The 18,609-nt window shown below is 68.2% G+C and carries 17 protein-coding genes; 6 read left to right on the top strand and 11 right to left on the bottom strand.

Annotation, left to right across the window (positions count from 1 at the left end; genetic code table 11):
- Positions 1-38: 38 nt before the first annotated feature.
- The 3 genes from ACVPT3_RS08065 to folK form a co-directional block, all read right to left on the bottom strand.
- Positions 39-2,240 (bottom strand): RelA/SpoT family protein, encoded by a 2,202-nt coding sequence (locus ACVPT3_RS08065; RefSeq protein WP_492043614.1) that lies wholly within the window; start codon positions 2,238-2,240, stop codon positions 39-41.
- An 89-nt stretch (positions 2,241-2,329) separates the two neighbouring features.
- A complete protein-coding gene (gene rpoZ, locus ACVPT3_RS08060; protein WP_292116396.1) occupies positions 2,330-2,689 on the bottom strand; it encodes a DNA-directed RNA polymerase subunit omega in 360 nt (119 codons plus the stop codon).
- Positions 2,690-2,773: 84 nt separating this feature from the next.
- Positions 2,774-3,349: a 2-amino-4-hydroxy-6-hydroxymethyldihydropteridine diphosphokinase gene (gene folK, locus ACVPT3_RS08055; protein ID WP_492043613.1), complete on the bottom strand. Its 576-nt coding sequence runs from the start codon at positions 3,347-3,349 to the stop codon at positions 2,774-2,776.
- On the opposite strand from folK, the gene ACVPT3_RS08050 reads away from it, so the two are divergent.
- Both ACVPT3_RS08050 and ACVPT3_RS08045 read left to right on the top strand, forming a co-directional pair.
- Entirely contained in the window at positions 3,348-3,890 is a 543-nt protein-coding gene (locus ACVPT3_RS08050; protein ID WP_492043612.1) for a LabA-like NYN domain-containing protein, read from the top strand. The genes folK and ACVPT3_RS08050 overlap by 2 nt on opposite strands.
- On the top strand, positions 3,887-4,525 hold the full coding sequence (locus ACVPT3_RS08045; RefSeq protein ID WP_492043611.1) for a uracil-DNA glycosylase: 639 nt from the start codon (positions 3,887-3,889) through the stop codon (positions 4,523-4,525). The genes ACVPT3_RS08050 and ACVPT3_RS08045 overlap by 4 nt, the downstream gene beginning before the upstream one ends.
- 321 nt (positions 4,526-4,846) lie before the next feature.
- Here ACVPT3_RS08045 and smpB read toward each other — a convergent pair whose 3' ends face one another.
- Both smpB and dapA read right to left on the bottom strand, forming a co-directional pair.
- Positions 4,847-5,320, bottom strand: a complete 474-nt coding sequence (gene smpB, locus ACVPT3_RS08040; RefSeq protein WP_267513006.1) for an SsrA-binding protein SmpB — start codon at positions 5,318-5,320, stop codon at positions 4,847-4,849.
- A complete protein-coding gene (gene dapA / locus ACVPT3_RS08035) occupies positions 5,320-6,204 on the bottom strand; it encodes a 4-hydroxy-tetrahydrodipicolinate synthase (protein ID WP_492043610.1) in 885 nt (294 codons plus the stop codon). Before dapA ends, smpB begins: the two co-directional genes overlap by 1 nt.
- Before the next feature lie 125 nt (positions 6,205-6,329).
- Between dapA and ACVPT3_RS08030 the strand changes: the two genes are divergently transcribed.
- Positions 6,330-8,390 (top strand): lytic transglycosylase domain-containing protein, encoded by a 2,061-nt coding sequence (locus tag ACVPT3_RS08030; protein WP_492043609.1) that lies wholly within the window; start codon positions 6,330-6,332, stop codon positions 8,388-8,390.
- On the opposite strand, the gene ACVPT3_RS08025 is transcribed toward ACVPT3_RS08030, so the two are convergent.
- The 4 genes from ACVPT3_RS08025 to ACVPT3_RS08010 are packed head-to-tail and all read right to left on the bottom strand — an operon-like array spanning position 8,384 to position 11,566.
- Positions 8,384-9,139, bottom strand: a complete 756-nt coding sequence (locus ACVPT3_RS08025; protein ID WP_492043802.1) for an ABC transporter ATP-binding protein — start codon at positions 9,137-9,139, stop codon at positions 8,384-8,386. The genes ACVPT3_RS08030 and ACVPT3_RS08025 overlap by 7 nt on opposite strands.
- Positions 9,139-10,128: a FecCD family ABC transporter permease gene (locus ACVPT3_RS08020; RefSeq protein WP_492043608.1), complete on the bottom strand. Its 990-nt coding sequence runs from the start codon at positions 10,126-10,128 to the stop codon at positions 9,139-9,141. Before ACVPT3_RS08020 ends, ACVPT3_RS08025 begins: the two co-directional genes overlap by 1 nt.
- Positions 10,125-10,940 (bottom strand): ABC transporter substrate-binding protein, encoded by an 816-nt coding sequence (locus ACVPT3_RS08015; RefSeq protein ID WP_492043607.1) that lies wholly within the window; start codon positions 10,938-10,940, stop codon positions 10,125-10,127. The genes ACVPT3_RS08020 and ACVPT3_RS08015 overlap by 4 nt, the downstream gene beginning before the upstream one ends.
- On the bottom strand, positions 10,937-11,566 hold the full coding sequence (locus ACVPT3_RS08010; protein ID WP_492043606.1) for a TetR/AcrR family transcriptional regulator: 630 nt from the start codon (positions 11,564-11,566) through the stop codon (positions 10,937-10,939). The genes ACVPT3_RS08015 and ACVPT3_RS08010 overlap by 4 nt, the downstream gene beginning before the upstream one ends.
- A gap of 193 nt (positions 11,567-11,759) precedes the next feature.
- On the opposite strand from ACVPT3_RS08010, the gene ACVPT3_RS08005 reads away from it, so the two are divergent.
- The 3 genes from ACVPT3_RS08005 to ACVPT3_RS07995 are packed head-to-tail and all read left to right on the top strand — an operon-like array spanning position 11,760 to position 14,812.
- A complete protein-coding gene (locus ACVPT3_RS08005) occupies positions 11,760-13,076 on the top strand; it encodes a glycosyltransferase (protein WP_492043605.1) in 1,317 nt (438 codons plus the stop codon).
- Positions 13,077-13,094: 18 nt separating this feature from the next.
- Positions 13,095-14,006 (top strand): RsmD family RNA methyltransferase, encoded by a 912-nt coding sequence (locus tag ACVPT3_RS08000; protein ID WP_492043604.1) that lies wholly within the window; start codon positions 13,095-13,097, stop codon positions 14,004-14,006.
- Positions 14,003-14,812 carry a TrmH family RNA methyltransferase gene (locus tag ACVPT3_RS07995; protein ID WP_492043603.1) on the top strand — a complete coding sequence of 270 codons (810 nt, stop codon included), beginning with the start codon at positions 14,003-14,005 and terminating at the stop codon, positions 14,810-14,812. Before ACVPT3_RS08000 ends, ACVPT3_RS07995 begins: the two co-directional genes overlap by 4 nt.
- Here ACVPT3_RS07995 and ACVPT3_RS07990 read toward each other — a convergent pair.
- Complete coding sequence (locus ACVPT3_RS07990; RefSeq protein WP_492043602.1) at positions 14,809-16,095, bottom strand: MFS transporter; 1,287 nt, start codon at positions 16,093-16,095, stop codon at positions 14,809-14,811. The two genes, ACVPT3_RS07995 and ACVPT3_RS07990, sit on opposite strands and share 4 nt — an antisense overlap.
- Positions 16,096-16,157: 62 nt before the next feature.
- Positions 16,158-18,593, bottom strand: coding sequence for an ATP-dependent helicase HrpB (gene hrpB / locus ACVPT3_RS07985; RefSeq protein ID WP_492043601.1), 2,436 nt, complete (start codon positions 18,591-18,593; stop codon positions 16,158-16,160).
- Between the last annotated feature and the right edge of the window lie 16 nt (positions 18,594-18,609).

The following is an 18,609-nucleotide window of genomic DNA, read 5'->3' as shown; positions in this document are numbered from 1 at the left end:
GGCCCGGTCTTAGCCGTTCACAACACCGAGTAAAAGGCTCAGCCCCGACCGCGATCCACGTTGTCGACCGAGGGATTGGCCCGCAACGCCGCCATCAACATGGTCGCGTGTTTGGCGTCTTCGACCTCGACGTCAATGGTCACATCGAAGAAGTCTTGCTGTCGATACGCCATGGCCAGATTTATGATGTTTCCGCCGGCTTCGCCAATCAGGGTAGTCACCTGACCGAGCACGCCCGGCGCGTTTCGGATGGTCGCCTTGAGCCGCACCGCTGCGACGGCGTCCGTTTCGGCCTGGGGCGTCCATTGCAGGTCGTGCCACACCGAATCGTCGTCGGCGAAGGCGGCCAGGGTCTGGCAGTCGATCGTATGCACCGTCAGCCCGACTTCAGGCTCCAGAATACCGACAATCCGGTCGCCCGGCACCGGGGTGCAACACTGGCCGAAATGGACGCTGACACCGGGCGTCAGACCACCACCGCGCACGAACAGCCGGGCGGTGTCGCCTTCGATCCTCTGCTTCTCAGGCCCGGCCTTCAGCCGGCCGGTCAGCGATGGGAACAGGGTTTCCGCCACCGCCGTTGGGGACAACCGCCCGCGGCCCAGGCTTTCGAAAACATCGTCGTCGCTGGCGACCGCCAGGGTCTCCAGGATCGGCTTCAGCGAGACCTCCGCCAGGGTCTTGTCGACGCGCGCCAGGGTCTGCTGCAAGGCCACACGCCCCAGTTTGACGAATTCCTCCCGCTCAGAGGTCCGGATGTGGCGCCGGATGGCGGACCGCGCCCGACCGGTGACGGTCAGACTGCGCCAGTCTGCCGGCACCTCGCGCTTCGCCCCGCGAATGATCTCGACCACGTCGCCGTTCTGCAGCGGCGTGCGCATCGGCTTCAGTTCGCCGTTCACCTTGACCCCGACAGCCGTGTCGCCGACCTCGGTGTGAACCGCATAGGCGAAGTCCAGCGGCATGCCGCCGCGCGGCAGGGTCACCAGCCGCCCCTTGGGCGTGAAGACGAAGACCTGGTCCAGATACATTTCGAGCTTGGCGTGCTCGACCCAGTCCTCGCCGCCCTCGCCGTGTTCGATCACCTGAACCAGGTGGCGCAGGTTCTGCAGCGGGTCGCGGCCGCCCCCCTGCTCCATCGCCTCGCGGTCGAAGCCATAGGACTTGTTCTTGTAGCGCCAGTGAGCCGCGACCCCGTCCTCGGCGACCCGGTCCATCGCCTCGGTGCGGATCTGCATCTCAATGCGCAGCCCGCGCGGCCCGACGACGGTCGTGTGCAGCGAGCGATAGTTGTTCGACTTGGGCGTCGAGATGAAGTCCTTGAACCGCTCCGGCACCATCGGCCATTCGCGGTGGATGACACCCAGGGCGCGATAGCAGTCGTCTTCCGCCTCCACGATCACGCGGAAGCCGTAGATGTCCGACAGGGACGAGAAGCCGACCGATTTGCGCTGCAGTTTGCGCCAGATCGAATAGGGCGTTTTCTGGCGGCCGAAGACGTGGGCGCCGACCCCGGCCTCGGATAACACCCGCTCGACCTCGCCCGCCACGCCCTCGATGGCGCGGCCATGCTCCAGCTTCAGCGCCTCCAGCCGCCGCTCGATGGCGGTCTTGGCCGTAGGATTCAGGTGGGTGAAGGCCAGTTCTTCCAACTCGGACGCGATCGAGTGAATACCGATCGACCGCCCCAGCGGGGCATAGACCTCCAGGGTCTCGCGGCTGATCCGCTCGCGCTTCTCAGGCTTCACATACTGAAGTGTGCGCATGTTGTGCAGCCGGTCGGCCAGCTTGACCAGCAGCACCCGCACGTCCCGGCTGATGGCGAGGATGAATTTCCGCAGGTTCTCGGCCTGGCGCGTATGCTCGGCCTGAAGTTCAAGCCGGCTCAGCTTGGTGACGCCCTCAACCAGGACCGCCACCTCCTCGCCGAACATCTGGGCGATGTCGTCGCGCGTCGCGGACGTGTCCTCGACCACATCGTGCAGCAGAGCCGTAACGATAGTCGCAGTGTCGAGCTTGTAGTCGGTCAGTATGCCCGCGACCTGAATCGGGTGGGCGAAATAGGGATCGCCCGAAGCTCGCATCTGCGAGCCGTGCATCTTCATCGCATAGACATAGGCGCGGTTCAGAAGCGCTTCGTCGGCGGTGGGGTCATAGGCCTTGACGGCCTCGATCAGCTCGAACTGGCGCAGGATGGGCGCGCGCTTCGGCGCCGTCGCCGCATCATCTGCGGTCGGCATGGGATCGTTTTTGTTCGCAGCTTGGGGCGCCGGCGGAACCACTTCGGTCCGCGCCGGCAGGATAGTGACGCCAGGGGCTCCCTCGGGCGTCAGTAGCGCTCCTCCTGACCGCCGTCGCGGTCGCTCTGAAGAGCGCGGATCAGCTCGGCCTCGGCCATGTTCATGTGCTGCGGCTCGGCCAGCAGGGCGACGGTCTCGGCCTCGTCCTCGGCTTCGGTGCGCTCATCGACGCGTTGCAGGGTGGTGATGATGGTTTCCTGCAGTTCGTCCGGCACAACGGTGTCGTCGGCGATCTCGCGCAGGGCGACGACAGGATTCTTGTCGTTGTCGCGGTCGATGGTCAGGGCGGCGCCGTTGGCAATGCTGCGGGCGCGATGGCCAGCCAGCAGAACCAGGCCAAAACGGTTCGGGACCTTCTCGATGCAATCTTCGACGGTGACGCGGGCCATGAAATTCCTCGGACGCGGGGGAGAACCGCGTCAAATACAGATGGGGACTGTATTTTGCAACGCCACAGCGGCGGAAGTTTGGCCTCAGGCCCGATGAGCGTCCGCGCCGACGGATGCGGAGGCGGCCAGAGACGCCGCATTTCCCCCATGCGGATGCGCCCACGCCGGCGCCATCTCGGCGATCGGACCCATTACGAACTTCCGTTCGGCGGCGCGCGGATGGGGCAGAATAAGGCCGTTCAGATCGCCGCTGAGCCGGCCGTACGCAATCAGGTCCAGGTCCAGAGTGCGCGGCGCGTTCCGGGCCGACCGCTCACGGCCGAAAACATCCTCGATCCGGCCCAGGGCCGCCATAAGCTCATGAGGATCATGTTCGGTGCGGACGATCACCGCCCCGTTCAGAAATGGGGGGTCATTGGGATCGGGCCAGGCCAGCGACGACCACCAGGACGATCGCGCCACCACATCGATCCCCTCGCTTCGAAACCGGGCGAGCGCGGCCTCCAGCGCCAATCGACACGAGCTCCAGACCCCCTTGTCATTACAGCCCAACGCCACGATGACTGCGGCGTCCAGATCGAGCGCCCCGTCGAGTCCAAAATCGACCGGAGCCCCCGCCGCGGCGCCATATTCTTCATCCCTTTCGACGGTCTCGACCATGTTCCATTCCACCGACCGCCTGGCGATCTTCATCGACGGGTCAAACCTCTATTCCGCCGCCCGCGCGCTCCAGCACGACCTCGACTTCAAGCGGATGCTGGACTGGTTTCGCGAGAAATCCGTCCTGACACGCGCCTATTATTACACGGCGGTGGTCGAGGGCGAAGAGTTCTCGCCGGTCAAGCCTCTGGTGGATTGGCTGGACTACAATGGCTTTTCGGTCGTGACCAAGCCGGTGAAGCGTTTCACCGACGGCTCGGGACATAGCCGGATCAAGGGCAATATGGATATCGAGATCGCGGTCGATATGCTGGAGCTGGCCCCGCATCTGGATCATGCCGTGCTGTTCTCCGGCGACGGCGACTTCCGCCGGGTGGTCCAGGCGGTGCAGGCGAAAGGGGTCCGCGTCACCGTCATCTCGACCCAGAAGACCCAGCCGCCCCATATCGCCGACGAATTGCGCCGCCAGGCCGACGCTTTCCTGGATCTGAACGACCTGATGGCCGAGTTCGGCCGGCCCAAGACCGGCAGCGCCCAATGAGCCTGACGCCCGAGCCGCCGCGCGACTGCCCCCTCTGTCCCCGCCTGGTGGAGTATCGCCGCGAGAACGCCCGCCAGAATCCCGACTGGTGGAACGGCCCCGCCCCCTCCTTCGGCGATCCGAACGCGCGCCTCCTGGTCGCCGGCCTGGCGCCGGGCCGCACCGGCGCCAACCGCACGGGCCGCCCCTTCACCGGCGATCACGCGGGCTGGCTCCTTTACGACACGCTGAAGAAGACCGGCTTCGCTCAAGGATCTTATGATCCGGACGGCGATGACGACCTGCAACTGGTGGACTGTATGATCACCAACGCCGTCCGCTGCGCCCCGCCCGGCAATAAGCCCCTGCCGATCGAGGAAACCACCTGCCGCCCCTTCCTGATCGACCGGCTCGCCCTGCTGCCTAATCTGAAGGTGATCGTCACCCTGGGCGACGTCTCCCGCCGCAATATCCTGAAGGCTTTCGGCCGCCCGGCCTCGGCCATGCCGGCCGGCCACGGCGCTGAAGGGGAAGCCGGCGGCTATGTGATCCTGAATTCCTATCACTGCTCACGGCTGAACACGAACACGGGCCGCCTGACCCCTGCCATGTTCGAGGCCGTCTTCGAGCGGGCGCGAGACCTGATCGCGCGCTAACCATCAACTGTTATTCGCCTGTCGCAAGAATCCGCCAATCTCCAAATAAGGCGGAACAGAGGCGAGCCTTTGGCGTTCGTCTCCCAGCGGGAGGCTGGACTATGCGACGCACGAACGGGGTATTTTCACGGAGCGAGCGCAGGCTCGCGATCTTGGCGGCGGTCATAGTGGTTGCGATCACCACGCTGACCTTGATCACCGGAGGACTGATCACGCCACCCGCCGGAACAGCCGGTCGGGCAGGCTATGGGTTCGCCGACTTGCCGGGGGTCATGGACGCTCGGCCCCTCGCGCAATCCTGACCGATCATCCCTACTGGGCTCAGCCCTTGTCCCGCATCAACCGCGCCTTGTCCCGCTGCCAGTCGCGCTCGGCCGAGGCTTCACGCTTGTCGTGCAGCTTCTTGCCCTTGGCCAGGGCGATCTCCAGCTTCGCCTTGCCCGCGTCGTTCAGATAGAGCTTCAGCGGAATGATCGTCTGACCATCGCGCTGCACCGCCCCGATCAACCGGTCGATCTGCTTCCTGTGCAACAACAGTTTGCGCGGCCGACGCGGCTCGTGATTAAAGCGGTTGGCCTGCTTGTACGGCGGGATGTCGGCGTTGATCAGGACGATCTCGCGCCCCTCCACCGCCGCATAGCTTTCGGCGATATTGGCCCGGCCGTCCCGCAACGCCTTGATCTCGGTCCCCAGCAGCTGGATCCCGGCCTCGATATTGTCCTCAAGGAAATAGTCGAACCGCGCGCGGCGGTTCTCAGCGATGATCTTGGACTTCGATTGGGGTTGCGGCGCCATCAGACGACGCCCGCATCCGCCATGGCGCGGTCGATCAGCGGCTTGACCTCGTCCGAGGTCGGCGACAGCGGCAGGCGCGCCTCCTCGCGGCACAGACCTAACCGGGCCAGGGCGTATTTGGTCGGCGCCGGCGAATTGTCGAGGAACAGCGCCTTGCACAGACCGATCAGCCGATCCTGCCAGTCGCGGGCGGCCGCGTAATCGCCGGCCGCCAGCGCATTATGAAGCGCCGCCATGGCCTCGGGCGCGACATTGGACGCTACCGAGATCAGTCCGACCCCGCCATGGGCGTGATAGCCCAGATAGCTCGAATCATCGCCCGAGATGAGGTCGAACTGGCCGCTGATGTTGGCGCGCATCCAGCTGACCCGGCTCATGTCGCCGGTGGCGTCCTTGATGCCGACGATGTTCGGGTGGGCCGCCAGCCGCGCCACCGTCTCATTGGCCAGATCCGCTCCGGTTCGCCCCGGCACATTGTACAGCAGGATCGGCAGTTCGACGGCGTCGGCGACGGCCTCGAAATGCGCCGCCATCCCCGCCTGCGAAGGACGGATATAATAGGGGGTGACGATCAGGGCCCCATCCGCCCCCACCGCCTTGGCGTGGCGGGTCAGTTCGATGGCTTCCTTGGTATAGGGCGACCCGGTCCCCGCGATGACCTTGACCCGCCCCGCCACCAGCCGCACGCACAGGTCGATCACATGCTTGTGCTCGTCCAGATCCATGCTGGCGCCCTCGCCCGTCGTGCCAACGGGTACGATCCCGTCGACGCCTGCGGCGATCTGACGCTCGACGAGGGTGGCGAATGCGGCTTCGTCCACGTTTCCGTCATGAAGTGGTGTGATCAGAGCGGTGATCACGCCCTTGAACAAGGGGGCGGTCATGGGACTAGCTAGCCTGCGTGGGGAGGGGCGATGGACGGATGTCCAGAACCTCTGTCTTGAGAGCGCGGGAAGTTAGGTCGCCAGCGGCTCCGCCGCAACCGGGATGAATGAGAACAGGAAAGATCATGATCGCGACCAGCCTGGCGGCGGCCCTCGCCGTCCTCGCCCCGACCCCGCAGGACGCCCTGCCCGGTCAACCTGTTCCCTATTCCGCCGTCTCACAAACCGTTCCCGGCTACAGCCCCACTTATCAGGGCCGCGTCCTCAATGATCAGGACACGGCGCTGTTCCGCCAGGGTCTGGCGGCGGCGCGGGCGCGCGACATTCCCGGCGCCCAGTCGGCGATGTCGCAGTTGCGCGACCCGACGGCGCGCAAGCTCGTTGAATGGGCCCTGATCGACACCTCGGGCGAACAACTGTCCTATGCCGAGCTCGCGCAGGCCCAGACGGCGCTGGCCGGCTGGCCCCGCGCCGAATCCCGTCGCGCCGCCGCCGAAATGGTGCTGGACCGCGCCGGCGCCGGGCCGGACGCCGTCATGGCCCTGTTCTCCGACCACCCGCCGGAAACCGTGCAAGGCGCCATCGCCAACGCCTTGGCCCTCGAACAGCGCGGACGCCACCGCGAGGCCCGCGCCCTGATCCGCGACTGGTGGCGGACCCGGTCCTTCGACGCCGAACCGCAATCGCGCATCCTCGCCCGCTGGGGCGGCGAACTGACCCTGGCGGATCATGAGGCGCGGCTGAACATGCTGCTCCTCGGTCCGCACGGCCCTGCGACGCGCGCCATGGTCGACCTGGTCTCGCCGGAACGGGCGGCCATCGCCAATACGGTCATGAGCCTGCGCACCGCCTACAGCCCGGACGCCGTCGTCGCCGGCCTGACCCCGGCCCAGGCGGCCGATCCGGCGGTGACGCTGGAACGGGTCCGCATCCTGCGCTCACAGGATCGCCAGTCCGAGGCCTTCCCGCTCCTGGCCAATCTGCCGCCCGCGCCCGGCCATTCAGCCGGCGACAACACCCTGTGGACCGAGCGCCGCAACTATTATCTCGACGCCCTGCAGCAGGGAAACTGGCGCGCCGCCTATGACGCCATGAACGGCCACGGCTTCACCTCCGGCGACCGGATGGTGGACGCCGAATTCTTCGCCGGCTGGGTCGCCCTGACCAAGCTGAATCAGCCCGAGGTCGCCGCCCGCCATTTCGAGGCCCTGCGCACCGCGTCCTCGACCCCGATCACCCAGGGCCGCGCCTACTACTGGCTGGGCCGGGCCGCCGAGGCGCGGGGAGAGCGCGACGCAGCCCAGACTTACTACCGCAACGGCGCCCGGCACTGGCAGACCTTCTACGGCCAGCTGGCGGCGGAGAAAGCCGGGATCACCACCCTGACCCTGCCGGGCGATCCCGCGCCTACCTCGACCGACGTCGCCCGGTTCGAGGCGAACGAAATCGTCCGCGCCACGCGCATCCTGGGCGAAACCGGCGAGACCAGTCTGCTGCGGGTGTTCGCCTATCAGCTCGACAATGATCTGCCGACCATCGAGGACCTGGCCCTGCTGATGGACCTGTCCCGCAGCTATGGCGAAGGCTTCACCGCCATGATGGTCGGACGCGCCGCCAGCCAGCGCGGCTTCGTCCTGCCGGAACGCATGTATCCGATCCGCATCCCGCCCCAGGTCGCCGGCGCCGCGCCGCTGGAGTTCACCCAGGCCATCACCCGCCAGGAATCCAGCTTCGATCCCCGCGCCCGCTCCGGTGCCGATGCGCGCGGCATGATGCAGTTCCTGCCCTCCACCGGCTCTGGCGTCGCCCGCCGTCTGGGCATGAGCTTCTCGGCCGAGCAGCTGTGGGATCCGGACTACAACATGACCCTGGGCAGCTATCACCTGGGCGAGCTGATGGCGGCCAACAACGGCTCCATGCTGCTGACGACGGTCGGCTACAACGCCGGCCCGGCCCGTCCGAACCAGTGGATCGCCCGCTGCGGCGACCCGCGCGGCGACGCCAATGCGGCCATCGACTTCATCGAATGCGCGCCCTTCACCGAGACACGCAACTATATGATGCGAGTGATGGAGAATATGGCGGTCTACAAGGCCCGGCTGAACGGCGGCTCGGGGCCCCTGACGCCCTCAGCCGACATCGCCCGCGGCGCGGCCGCGGGTCCCCGTCCCTACGTCGCCTATTGAGCCCGGCGGGCCGCCAGCAGCGGCCCGTCCGGCCCCTCGATCCAGCGCCCGTCCAGGCCGAAGACGCTCCGGAGCACGTCCGGCTCAAGAGCCTCCATGGGCGGGGCGTGGGCCACGACCTGACTCCGATCCAGCACCACGACCCGGTCGGCGACTGCGGCCGCCAGCGTCAGATCGTGCAGGCTGACCAGCACCCCGGCCCCGCCGTCGGCGCGGGCGCGCAGCCGCTCCAGCACCAGCCTTTGCGCATCCGGGTCGAGACCGGCGATGGGTTCATCCGCCAGCAGCAGGGGCGTGTCTGTCGCAAGCGCGCGCGCCAGTAGCACCCGCGCCCGTTCGCCCCCCGACATCTCGGCCACGCCGCGATCCGCCAGGTGGGCGATGCCGACCTCGGCCAGCGCCGCATGGGCCCGCGCCAGGGCGTCGGCTCCCGACAGGAAGGGCGCGCCCAGGGCCGCAACCTCGACCGCCGGCAGGTTCCAGGCGATGCGGCGCTCCTGCGGGAGATAGGCGACGCGTCGGGCGCGTTCTCGCGGCGAGAGCGTCCGGACATCGTCGCCGTTCAGTCGAGCAACGCCGCCATCCAGTTCAAGCAAGCCGGCAAAGGCCTTGATCAGGCAGGATTTTCCCGCGCCATTGGGACCGACCAAGGCAACCAGTTGGCCATATTCGACCTGCACGTCGGCGCCGTCCAGCACCTTGCGGCCGCCCAGGCTCGCATCGGCGTCCCACATCGTCAGAGGCGCGATCACAACCGCCACTCCCGCGCCGCGCGCCAGGCGATCAAGGCGAACAGGGGGGCGCCGATCAGGGCCGTGAACACCCCCAGTTTCAGCTCCTGATCTGTCGGCGTCAGCCGCGCCGCCAGATCGGCGACGACCAGCATCAGTCCCCCGGCCAGGGCCGAGGGCGCCAGGATACGTCCCGCGTCGCCCCGCACCGCCGCCCGCACCAGATGGGGCGCGGCCAGACCGACGAAGCCGATCACGCCCGCGACCGCGACCGCCGCGCCGGTCGCCACCGCCGCCGCGATCAGGGCGAAGACCCGCAACCGCCCCATGGACAGGCCCGAGGCCGCCGCTGTCTCGTCGCCCAGGGTCAACATGCGCAGCCCGCCCGCCGACAGGCCGGCGAAGAGCGCCGCAACCGCGAGCGCGGGCGCGACCCAGGCCACATCGACCCAGCTGCGGTTCTGCACCGACCCCAGCAGCCAGGACATGACCTCGGCCTGGGCGATGGGCGACGGCGACAGGTTGAAGATCAGCGCCGTGGCCGCCCCCGCGAAGCTGGACAGGGCGACCCCGAACAGGATCAGCGCCTCCGGCGCCCGCATCAGGCCTGCAGCGACGATCAACAGGCCGCCCGCGACAGCGGCCCCGACCAGGGCCGAAACCTCGACCAGCCCCGCCACGCCCGCACCACCCAGAACAATGGCCAGGGCCGCCCCCAGAGCCGCCGTCGCCGAGACCCCCAGCACCCCGGGATCGGCCAGCGGATTGCGGAGCAAGCCCTGCATCACCGCGCCCGCCAACCCCAGGCAGGCCCCAACGAGCAGGGCGCAAACCGCACGCGGCGCCCGCACCTGCCAAAACACTTCCCACGGCCCCGACGACGGATCGCTGAAGGCCGCCACATACTGGGCGCCGTCGAACCCCGTCTCTCCAAACAGGATGGCCGCCGCCACGGCCGCCGCGCTGAGCAGCCCCAGGATCAGGCACAATCGCACCGTCCGGCTCATGGCCGTCCCTTCGCCATCATCTCCACCCCGTCCGCCGCGAACCAGGCCGGACAGGTCAAGACCGCCGCCGGCAGCCGCGCCGCCGTCCGCCCCTCCGCAGCGTGTTTCACAACTGGATGCCGCCCCGGCCCGCGCCAGTCGGCGCGCAGCTGATCAAAGAAACCGAGCACGAACCGGATCGGCGGCTGCAACGCAATCCGCTCGACGCTGATCGCGCCAAAGCCCGGTGCCGTGGTCAGATTGCGAAACCCCGCCGCCCGCATCATCGCATCCATCAGCGTGCCCGGCCCGGACGTATAACCGCCCGAGGTCAAATAGACCGCCCCCGGCCGTGGGCCCCCTGCGGGCGGGGCCGCGCGATCCAGGCTGGCCTGCATAGCCTGCTCCAGGCGGGCGCCTCTTTCGACCTGGCCCAGCGCCTTGGCCGTCTCGCGGAGACTGGCCCTGACCCCTTCCAGATCGGTCGCATCATTGATGGCGACCACCTTCGCGCCGCGCCGCTCGAGGGCGTTCAACAGCCTGGGCTCGCCGCCCCAGTAGCGGACCACAATGTCCGGCCTGAAGCCCACCGCAGCCTCCAGCGTCGGCCGCAGACGAAGATGCCCGGCCGCCTCACGCCTCAACCACGCGTCCGGATCGTCTGCGCGAGGCGACAGGGCCAAGTCCGCTTCGGGCGCCAAAGCCAGCACATACTGGTCGGCGCATTGATCCAGGGCCATGATCCGCAACGGTCGCGCCGGGGCGGCCTCAGCCACGGTCAGAGGGACAGACAGAGCGCACGCCGTCAGCACCGCCCCCCAGCCAGGCCTCATGATTTCAGCAAGCCGGTGAAAACGGCGTCCAGCGTCGTCTTCACCAGGACCTCCCGCGGCGCCCAGGGAAAATAGGGTTTTGTGATCATCAGGGAGACGACGCCATGCGCCGCCGCCCAGATCGCCTGGGCGACAGCGGAGGGATCGCCCGTCATCCGCCCGGACCGGATCGCCTCCGCCACCAGGTTTTCGAAGGCTGAAAAGACGCCGGCGCCCAATTCTTGCGCCAGACTCTGCGCGCCCTCGCGGGCTTCGACCGGACGGGTCAGATAGATCAGTCGATAGGCGTTGGGATAGGCAAACCCGAAATCGACATAGGCGTCGATCAGGCGCCGCAACCGGACTTCGGGCGGGCCTTCCATCGCGGACAACGAAGCCGTGGCCGCAATCAGTTCGCCGAAGGCATGGCGACAGATTTCCTGAAGGATCGCCCCCTTGTCGGGAAAATGCATATAGAGGGCCGTCGACGACAGCCCCACTTCGTCCGCGATCTTGCGGATGGTCGCGCCCTCGTAGCCGTGTTCGACAAAAATCCGTTCGGCGGCGGCGAGAATTTCGCCGCGTCGAGAGTGGCCTTCGCCCTTCGGTTTGCGGCTGGAACGCGAAGAAGGTGAAGCAGTGGACAAGAGCGACTCCGGATCAGGGCGTCCTGAATAGCGACAATCCGTCATTGGCGCCAACCAGCCAGACACAACCAGGTTGCATTGACTGTACATTTAGAGTTGTGTTCGGTCCGGCGGGGCAGACGGGGCGGGACCAATGACAGAACCAATGATCGGCGCGGCGCGGCGATCGCCGACGCCAGGGCAGGCCGCAACTATGGCGGCCATTACGGTGACCCTGGTCGCCACGCTTGTCGCCTGGCCCAGCCCGACCCTGGCCTGGATGGTGTTCGTGCTTCAGGCCGGGTTCGTGCTCGCGGCCCTATGGCGCGCCGTCGTGGCCATCGCCAGCCTTCGCCCGTCGCCGCTCCCCACGCCCCCCAAACGCTGGCCCCGCTACACCGTAATGGCGGCCTTGCACGACGAAGCCGCCGTCGTTCCCCAACTGATCCAGCGCCTCTCGCGCATCGACTACCCCCGCCGCCAGCTTGAGGGGTTTCTGATCCTCGAAGCCGATGACCAGGCCACATTAAACGCCGCCATGGTCGCGCGCCGCCCCGCCTGGCTGAAAATTCTCGTCGTTCCCCATGGAAGCCCCCAGACCAAGCCGCGCGCCCTGAACCACGCCCTGTCGGTCGCCACAGGCGAACTGATCACGATCTATGACGCCGAGGACGCCCCCGATCCTGGCCAGTTGCGCGAAGCGGCGGCCCGATTTGCCCAGGAGCCCCGGCTGGGCTGTCTGCAGGCGCCGCTCCGCATCCGCCGAAACCAGGTCGGTCTGTCCAGCTTCCTCGACCGACAATTCGCCTTCGAATACGCCGCCCTGTTCGAGGTCAACCTGCCCGGCCTGGCCCGTCTGCGCCTGCCCTTCCCCCTGGGCGGCACCAGCAATCATGTCCGGATGACGGCCCTTCGCGGCGTCGGCGGCTGGGACGCCCATAATGTGACCGAAGACGCCGATCTCGGCTTTCGACTATGGGCGGCCGGCTGGGGATTGGGCGTGCTGGACAGCCCCACCTGGGAAACCCCGCCGGGCGGCCTAGAGCGCTGGCTGCCGCAACGCACCCGCTGGCTGAAGGGCTATATGCAGACCTGGGGCGTCCAGACCCGCGCCCCTCTCGCACTAGGCCGACGGGGATTGCTGTCGCTGGTTATGACCCTGGGCGCTGCCATCGTCTCGGCCGCCTGCCACGCACCGACCGTCGCCTGGCTCGCGTCGGCACTGATGCTGGGCCTGCACGCCGGCATTGCGCCCGCCGCCCCCCTGTCGTCGTTCGCCGTTCTGGCTCTGGGCGTCGTCACGGCCTGGATGGGCTGCGCCGTCGGCGCACGGCGCGCCGGAATGGACTATCGTCTCACCGACATGTTGGCGGCCCCCGCCTACTGGTCCTTGCTCAGTCTGGCCTTCGTCCATGCGTTCTGGAGACTGATCGTGGCGCCCCACGTCTGGGACAAGACCGTCCATGACGCAGAGATCGATGTCGAATGCGCGCCGGTCGCCGCGCTGGACGCTGGACGCGAGGCCGCCTGACCGCCTATCAGCCGCAGGATGGCGCCCCTGCTCTCCCCGACCCCCGAAACCCTCGTGACCCGCGGCTGGTCCGACTACGCCCTGCTGGACTCCGGCGACGGCAAGAAGCTGGAACGCTACGGCCGCTACACCGTGGTCCGTCCCGAGCCCCAGTGCTTATGGTCCCCGCGCGATCCGGCTGCCTTCGAGAACGCCACGGCCACCTTCGATCCCCAACAGGAAGAGGAAGATTCCGGTCGCTGGAAGTTCGACCAGCACGGCCCCATCGACGCCTTCCCCCTGAAATGGCGCGACGTGAAATTCACCGGCCGTTTCACCCCCTTCCGCCACCTGGCCTTCTTCCCCGAACAGGCCGCCAACTGGGAATGGCTGGATGGACGGGTGCGCAGCTTTACGCGCGAAGCCGGCAGAGCGCCTAAGATCCTGAATCTCTTCGGCTACACTGGTGTCGCCAGCCTGGCCGCCGCCGCCGCGGGGGCCGAGGTCACCCACGTCGACGCCTCAAAGAAGTCGGTCGCCTACGCTCGCGAGAACGCCGAACAGTCCGGCCTCTCTCAACACCCGATCCGCTGGATCGTCGAGGACGCCCGCAAATACGTCGCCCGCGAGGTGCGTCGCGGCTCCAAATACGACGGCATTATCCTCGACCCGCCCAAATACGGGCGCGGCCCCACCGGCGAGGTCTGGCGCCTGTTCGAGGACATGCCGGCCCTGCTGAAGGACTGCGCCGCCCTGCTGGCCGACGACGCCGACTTCCTGTTGCTTAACGCCTATGCCGCCCGGGTCTCGGGCCTGTCCCTGGCCCATCTGATGGCCGAGGCGACCCATGATCGCGGCGGCCGCATCGACTGGGGCGAACTGGCCCTGTCGGAAGACGGCCCGGACGCCCGCGCCATCGGCCTGTCCTTCTTCGCGCGGTGGAGCCGATGAGCGCCAAAGACGAATATCGCGTCATCACCTCCCTGACGAACGACACGATCAAGAGCGTTCGCGCCCTGCACATGCGCAAGGAACGCGACCTGACCGGCGCCTTCCTGGCCGAAGGTCTGAAGTTCATCGGCGAGGCCCTGGACCTGGGCCGCGCGCCGCGCATGCTGCTGGTCGGCGAAGAGGCCCGCCCCCACCCTCTGCTGGACCGCGCCAAGGCTGAGACGCGCAAGGCCGGCGGCGACATCATCATCGTCACCCACGCCATCCTCGAAAAGATCAGCCGTCGCGACAATCCCCAGACCGTGCTGGGCGTGTTCGATCAGGCCTATGCGCCGCTTGACAGCCTGAATCCGGCTTCGGCGCCCTGCTGGGTCGCCCTGGAACAGGTGCGCGATCCCGGCAATCTGGGCACCATCATCCGCACCGCCGACGCGGCCGGCTGCGGCGGGGTCATCCTGATCGGCGACTGCGTCGATCCCTATTCGGTCGAGGCCGTGCGCGCGACCATGGGCTCGGTCTTCGCCGTCTCGATCACAAAGACCGATCCCGAGGCCTTCCTGGCCTGGCGCAAGACCTGGCCCGGCAGCGTCGTCGGCACCCGCCTGGACGCGACGGTCAGCCACCGCTCCGCCGTGATGCAGAAGCCGTCGCTGATCCTGATGGGCAATGAACAGGCCGGCCTGACCGACCAGTTGGCCGCCGCCTGCGACGTCAACGTCAAGATCCCGATGCGCGGCCGGGCCGACAGCCTGAACCTGGCCATCGCCACCGGCATCATGGTCTACGCCGCCACGGACGAGGCCTAAAGTTCGGTCTCCGGGCTGACCCGTCCCATGCACCACAGGGCCAGGATGGTGATGACCGCCGATACGGCCAGATAGCCGCCGACCGCCGCCAGCCCATAGTTCCGCGCCAGCCAGGTCGCCAGATAGGGCGCCAGTGACGCCCCGACGATCCCGGCCAGATTGAAGGCCATCGACGCCCCCGTGTAGCGGACCGTCGTCGGGAAGGGCCGCGCCATCGCCGCGCCGATAGGCCCATAGGTGCAGCCCATCAGCCCGAACCCAAGGGCGAAGAAGATCAACAGCCCCGTCAGACCGGCCCCGAACAGCGGCGCGAACAGAGCCCCGAACAGGCCGATCCCGACCGAAGACGCGATGAGCACCTTCACCTGCCCGTATTTGTCCGCCAGCAGGGCCGTCACCGGGATGAAGGCGGCGAAGAACAGCACCCCGATCAGCTGGACCGGCAGGACGTCGCCGCGCGCCAGCCCCATCCCCGTTGTCGCCCAGCCCAGGGCGAAGACGGTCATCAGATAGAAAAGGGTGAAGGTCGTCACCCCGCTGAACGTCCCTAGAAACAACGCCATCTTGTGATGGGCGAACAGGGTCACGGCCGGCGCCTTGACCCGCTCCTTGCGATCTATCGCAGTCTGGAACTCCGGCGTCTCGGTGATCTTCAGCCGCACCCACAGGCCAACGAACACCAGCACAGCGCTGGCCAGGAAGGGAAGACGCCAGCCCCAGGCCTCGAATTGCGCCTCGCTCATGGTCGAGGTCAGCACGATGAAGGCCCCCGTCGACAGGATGAAGCCGATCGGCGCCCCCAGCTGCGGGAACATGCCGAACCAGGCCTTCTTGCCCGGCGGGGCGTTCTCGGTGGCCAGCAGCACGGCCCCGCCCCACTCACCGCCCAGACCCAGACCCTGTCCGAACCGGCACAGGGCCAGCAGCAGCGGCGCCATGATCCCGACCGAGGCATGGGTCGGCAGCAGCCCGATGGCCACCGTCGAGACCCCCATGGTCATCAGGGCCGCCACCAGCGTCGCCTTGCGCCCCACCCGGTCCCCGAAATGCCCAAAGGCCAGAGCGCCGACTGGCCGCGCGAAGAAGGCGATGGAGAAGGTGGCGAAGGACGACAACATGGCCGTCGTCGGATCGGCGCCGGGGAAGAACAGCCGTGGGAACACCAGCACCGCGGCCGTAGCGTAGATGTAGAAGTCGTAGAATTCGATCGTGGTGCCGATCAGGCTGGCGAAAAGAACCCGCCCCTTTCGGGCGGTCGGCGAAATCGTCTTTGCGTCAGACACGGCGGAATCCTGTTTGGGCGCAAAGGCATTGCTTGATCACCGCACGCGGTCAAGCCCGAGCCTCAGGTTCCGCGCGGTTTGACCCGGTTGGTCGCCTGCGCCTCGGCCGGGTTCTCCGGCCAGGGGTGGCGCGGATAGCGGCCGCGCATGTCCGATCGCACCGCCGCCCAAGACCCCGTCCAAAAGCCCGGCAGGTCCTTGGTCACCTGCACCGGCCGCCGCGCCGGCGACAACAGCGACAAGGTCAGGGGAACCCGCCCGCCTCCGACCGTCGGATGGGTGGTGACGCCGAACAGCTCCTGCACCCGGATCTCTACGCGCGGCCCGCCCTCGGCGCCATAGTCGATCCCCGCCGACCCCAGCGGCGTCGTCAGCCGCACCGGCGCCAGTTCGTCCAGCTTTCTCTGCAGGTCCCAGGGGACCAGCCCCCGCAACGCCTCGGCCAACCGCCCGTCAACGATTGACGACAAGGACCGCGCGCCCTCCAGCAACGGCCACAGCCAGTCCGCGCGCGCCTCCAGCAGGGCGGCGTCCGACATGTCGGGCCAGACGGGATCGAGGCCGTGCAGGAACCCCAATCGCGCGCGCAATCCGGCGGCTTGCTCCCCCCAGTCCAGCGCGCCCAGCCCCTCGGCCTCCACCTGGGACTTCAGGGCCGCCGTCATGGCCTTGGCGTCGGGCATACCGATGGTCTTTTCGTCCAGCACCAGGGCGCCGATGCGCCGCGCGCGCCGGATCACCATCCGACCCGACGGTTCCTTGACCAGCCGGTCCTCGATCTCGATCAGCCGCCCCAGATCCGCTTCGATCCGCGTCCCGTCCAACACCGCCGCCAGCCGCACCCGGTCCCGCGCCTCGCCACCGCCCAGTTCCGCCACCGCCAGCCAGGGTTCGCGCGCCAGGTGATCAGTCGCGTCCAGCATCGCGCCCCGTCCGCTGGCCAGCAACAGTTCACCCGCCTTGCCCCGCGCCTTGGCGATCCTTTCCGGAAAGGCTTCGGCCAGCAGCAGACCCGGCTCGACCGATCCCCCCGCGCCTCCCCCCGCCGCCCGCGCCCAGCGCTCGGCCAACTTCAAGGCGTCCCGCGCGCGCGGCGACCGATCCCGCTCCAGGCCCACCAGCCGATCCGCCAGATCCATCCCGTTTCCGCCCAGGCCCGGCTCGCTCAGCACCGCCGCGATCCGCGCGCCCGTCATCGCGTCGCCCCCGTCCGACGCAACGGCGACCATATGGGCCAGGCGCGGCGACAGGGGAATTCGGGTCAGCCGTCGCCCATGCGCCGACAGCCCCCCGTCCGCATCCAGCGCCCCCAGCCGCGTCAACACCTTGCGCGCCTCCGCCATAGCCCCGGCTGGCGGCGGGTCCAGCAGGGCCAGCCCCTCGACCGAACGCGCGCCCCATCGCGCCAGGTCCAGCGCCAGACCGGTCAGGTCCGCCTCCTGAATCTCCGGCCGCTGATGCGGAACCAGACCCCGCGTCTGTTCCTCGTCCCACAGGCGATAGCAGACGCCCGGTTCGGTCCGCCCCGCCCGCCCCCGCCGCTGTTCAGCTGAGGACCGGCTGACCCGCACGGTGGCCAAGCGCGTCAGGCCGCTGGACGGCTCGAACCGGGGCACGCGCGAAAGGCCGCCGTCCAGCACCACCCGAACCCCGTCGATGGTCAGACTGGTCTCCGCCACCGAGGTCGCCAGCACCAGTTTGCGGCGTCCCGTCGCCGCCGGCTCGATGGCCCGGTCCTGCTCCGCCCGGTCCAGCCCGCCGTACAGCGGAACCACATCGACGTTCGGCAGCCGCAGCCGTTCGTTGACCAGTCGCGCCACCCGGTGGATCTCGCCCTGTCCCGGCAGGAAGGCCAGCACCGATCCCGTCTCATCGCCCAGGGCCGTCAGACAGGCCCGCGCCATCGCCTCTTCGAACCGTTCGGCGGGATTGCGCCCCAGATAACGGGTCTCGACCGGATAGGCCCGCCCCTCCGCCTCGATCACCGGCGCGCCGTCGAGCAGGCGCGACACCCCCGCCACGTCCAGGGTCGCCGACATGACCAGCAGACGCAGGTCGTCGCGCAGCACCCCTTGCGTCTCCCGCGCCAGGGCCAGGCCCAGATCCGCGTCCAGGCTACGCTCGTGGAATTCGTCGAACAGGACGGCGCCGACGCCCTCAAGCCCCGGATCATCCAGGATCATTCGGGTGAAGACCCCCTCGGTGATCACCTCGATTCGCGTCTGAGGCCCGATCCGGCTCTGCAGACGGGTACGATACCCCACCGTCCCGCCGGCCTGTTGTCCCAAGGTGTCGGCCATCCGGTCCGCCGCCGCCCGTGCGGCGATACGGCGCGGCTCCAGCACCAGGATCTTCCCCTCGCCCAGCCAGGCCTGATCCAGCAGGGCCAGGGGCACGACCGTGGTCTTGCCCGCCCCCGGCGGCGCGGCCAGCACCGCCGTATTTCCGGCCGCGAGGACGGCTTTCAGCGGTTCGAGGACGGCGTGGATCGGCAACATGTCCCGCCTCTAACCC

The sequence above is a fragment of the Brevundimonas sp. FV1ps31S genome, assembly GCF_058681265.1.
The sequence above is the reverse complement of the archived record's forward strand: the minus strand, read 5'-3'. Positions and strand labels throughout refer to the sequence as shown.

Coding starts and splice junctions, on each gene's coding strand:
- ACVPT3_RS08065 (WP_492043614.1), bottom strand. CDS start 2,240: ATGCCGACCGCAGATGATGCGGCGACGGCGCCGAAGCGCGCGCCCATC.
- rpoZ (WP_292116396.1), bottom strand. CDS start 2,689: ATGGCCCGCGTCACCGTCGAAGATTGCATCGAGAAGGTCCCGAACCGT.
- ACVPT3_RS08050 (WP_492043612.1), top strand. CDS start 3,348: ATGTTCCATTCCACCGACCGCCTGGCGATCTTCATCGACGGGTCAAAC.
- folK (WP_492043613.1), bottom strand. CDS start 3,349: ATGGTCGAGACCGTCGAAAGGGATGAAGAATATGGCGCCGCGGCGGGG.
- ACVPT3_RS08045 (WP_492043611.1), top strand. CDS start 3,887: ATGAGCCTGACGCCCGAGCCGCCGCGCGACTGCCCCCTCTGTCCCCGC.
- smpB (WP_267513006.1), bottom strand. CDS start 5,320: ATGGCGCCGCAACCCCAATCGAAGTCCAAGATCATCGCTGAGAACCGC.
- dapA (WP_492043610.1), bottom strand. CDS start 6,204: ATGACCGCCCCCTTGTTCAAGGGCGTGATCACCGCTCTGATCACACCA.
- ACVPT3_RS08030 (WP_492043609.1), top strand. CDS start 6,330: ATGATCGCGACCAGCCTGGCGGCGGCCCTCGCCGTCCTCGCCCCGACC.
- ACVPT3_RS08020 (WP_492043608.1), bottom strand. CDS start 10,128: ATGAGCCGGACGGTGCGATTGTGCCTGATCCTGGGGCTGCTCAGCGCG.
- ACVPT3_RS08015 (WP_492043607.1), bottom strand. CDS start 10,940: ATGAGGCCTGGCTGGGGGGCGGTGCTGACGGCGTGCGCTCTGTCTGTC.
- ACVPT3_RS08005 (WP_492043605.1), top strand. CDS start 11,760: ATGGCGGCCATTACGGTGACCCTGGTCGCCACGCTTGTCGCCTGGCCC.
- ACVPT3_RS08000 (WP_492043604.1), top strand. CDS start 13,095: ATGGCGCCCCTGCTCTCCCCGACCCCCGAAACCCTCGTGACCCGCGGC.
- ACVPT3_RS07995 (WP_492043603.1), top strand. CDS start 14,003: ATGAGCGCCAAAGACGAATATCGCGTCATCACCTCCCTGACGAACGAC.
- hrpB (WP_492043601.1), bottom strand. CDS start 18,593: ATGTTGCCGATCCACGCCGTCCTCGAACCGCTGAAAGCCGTCCTCGCG.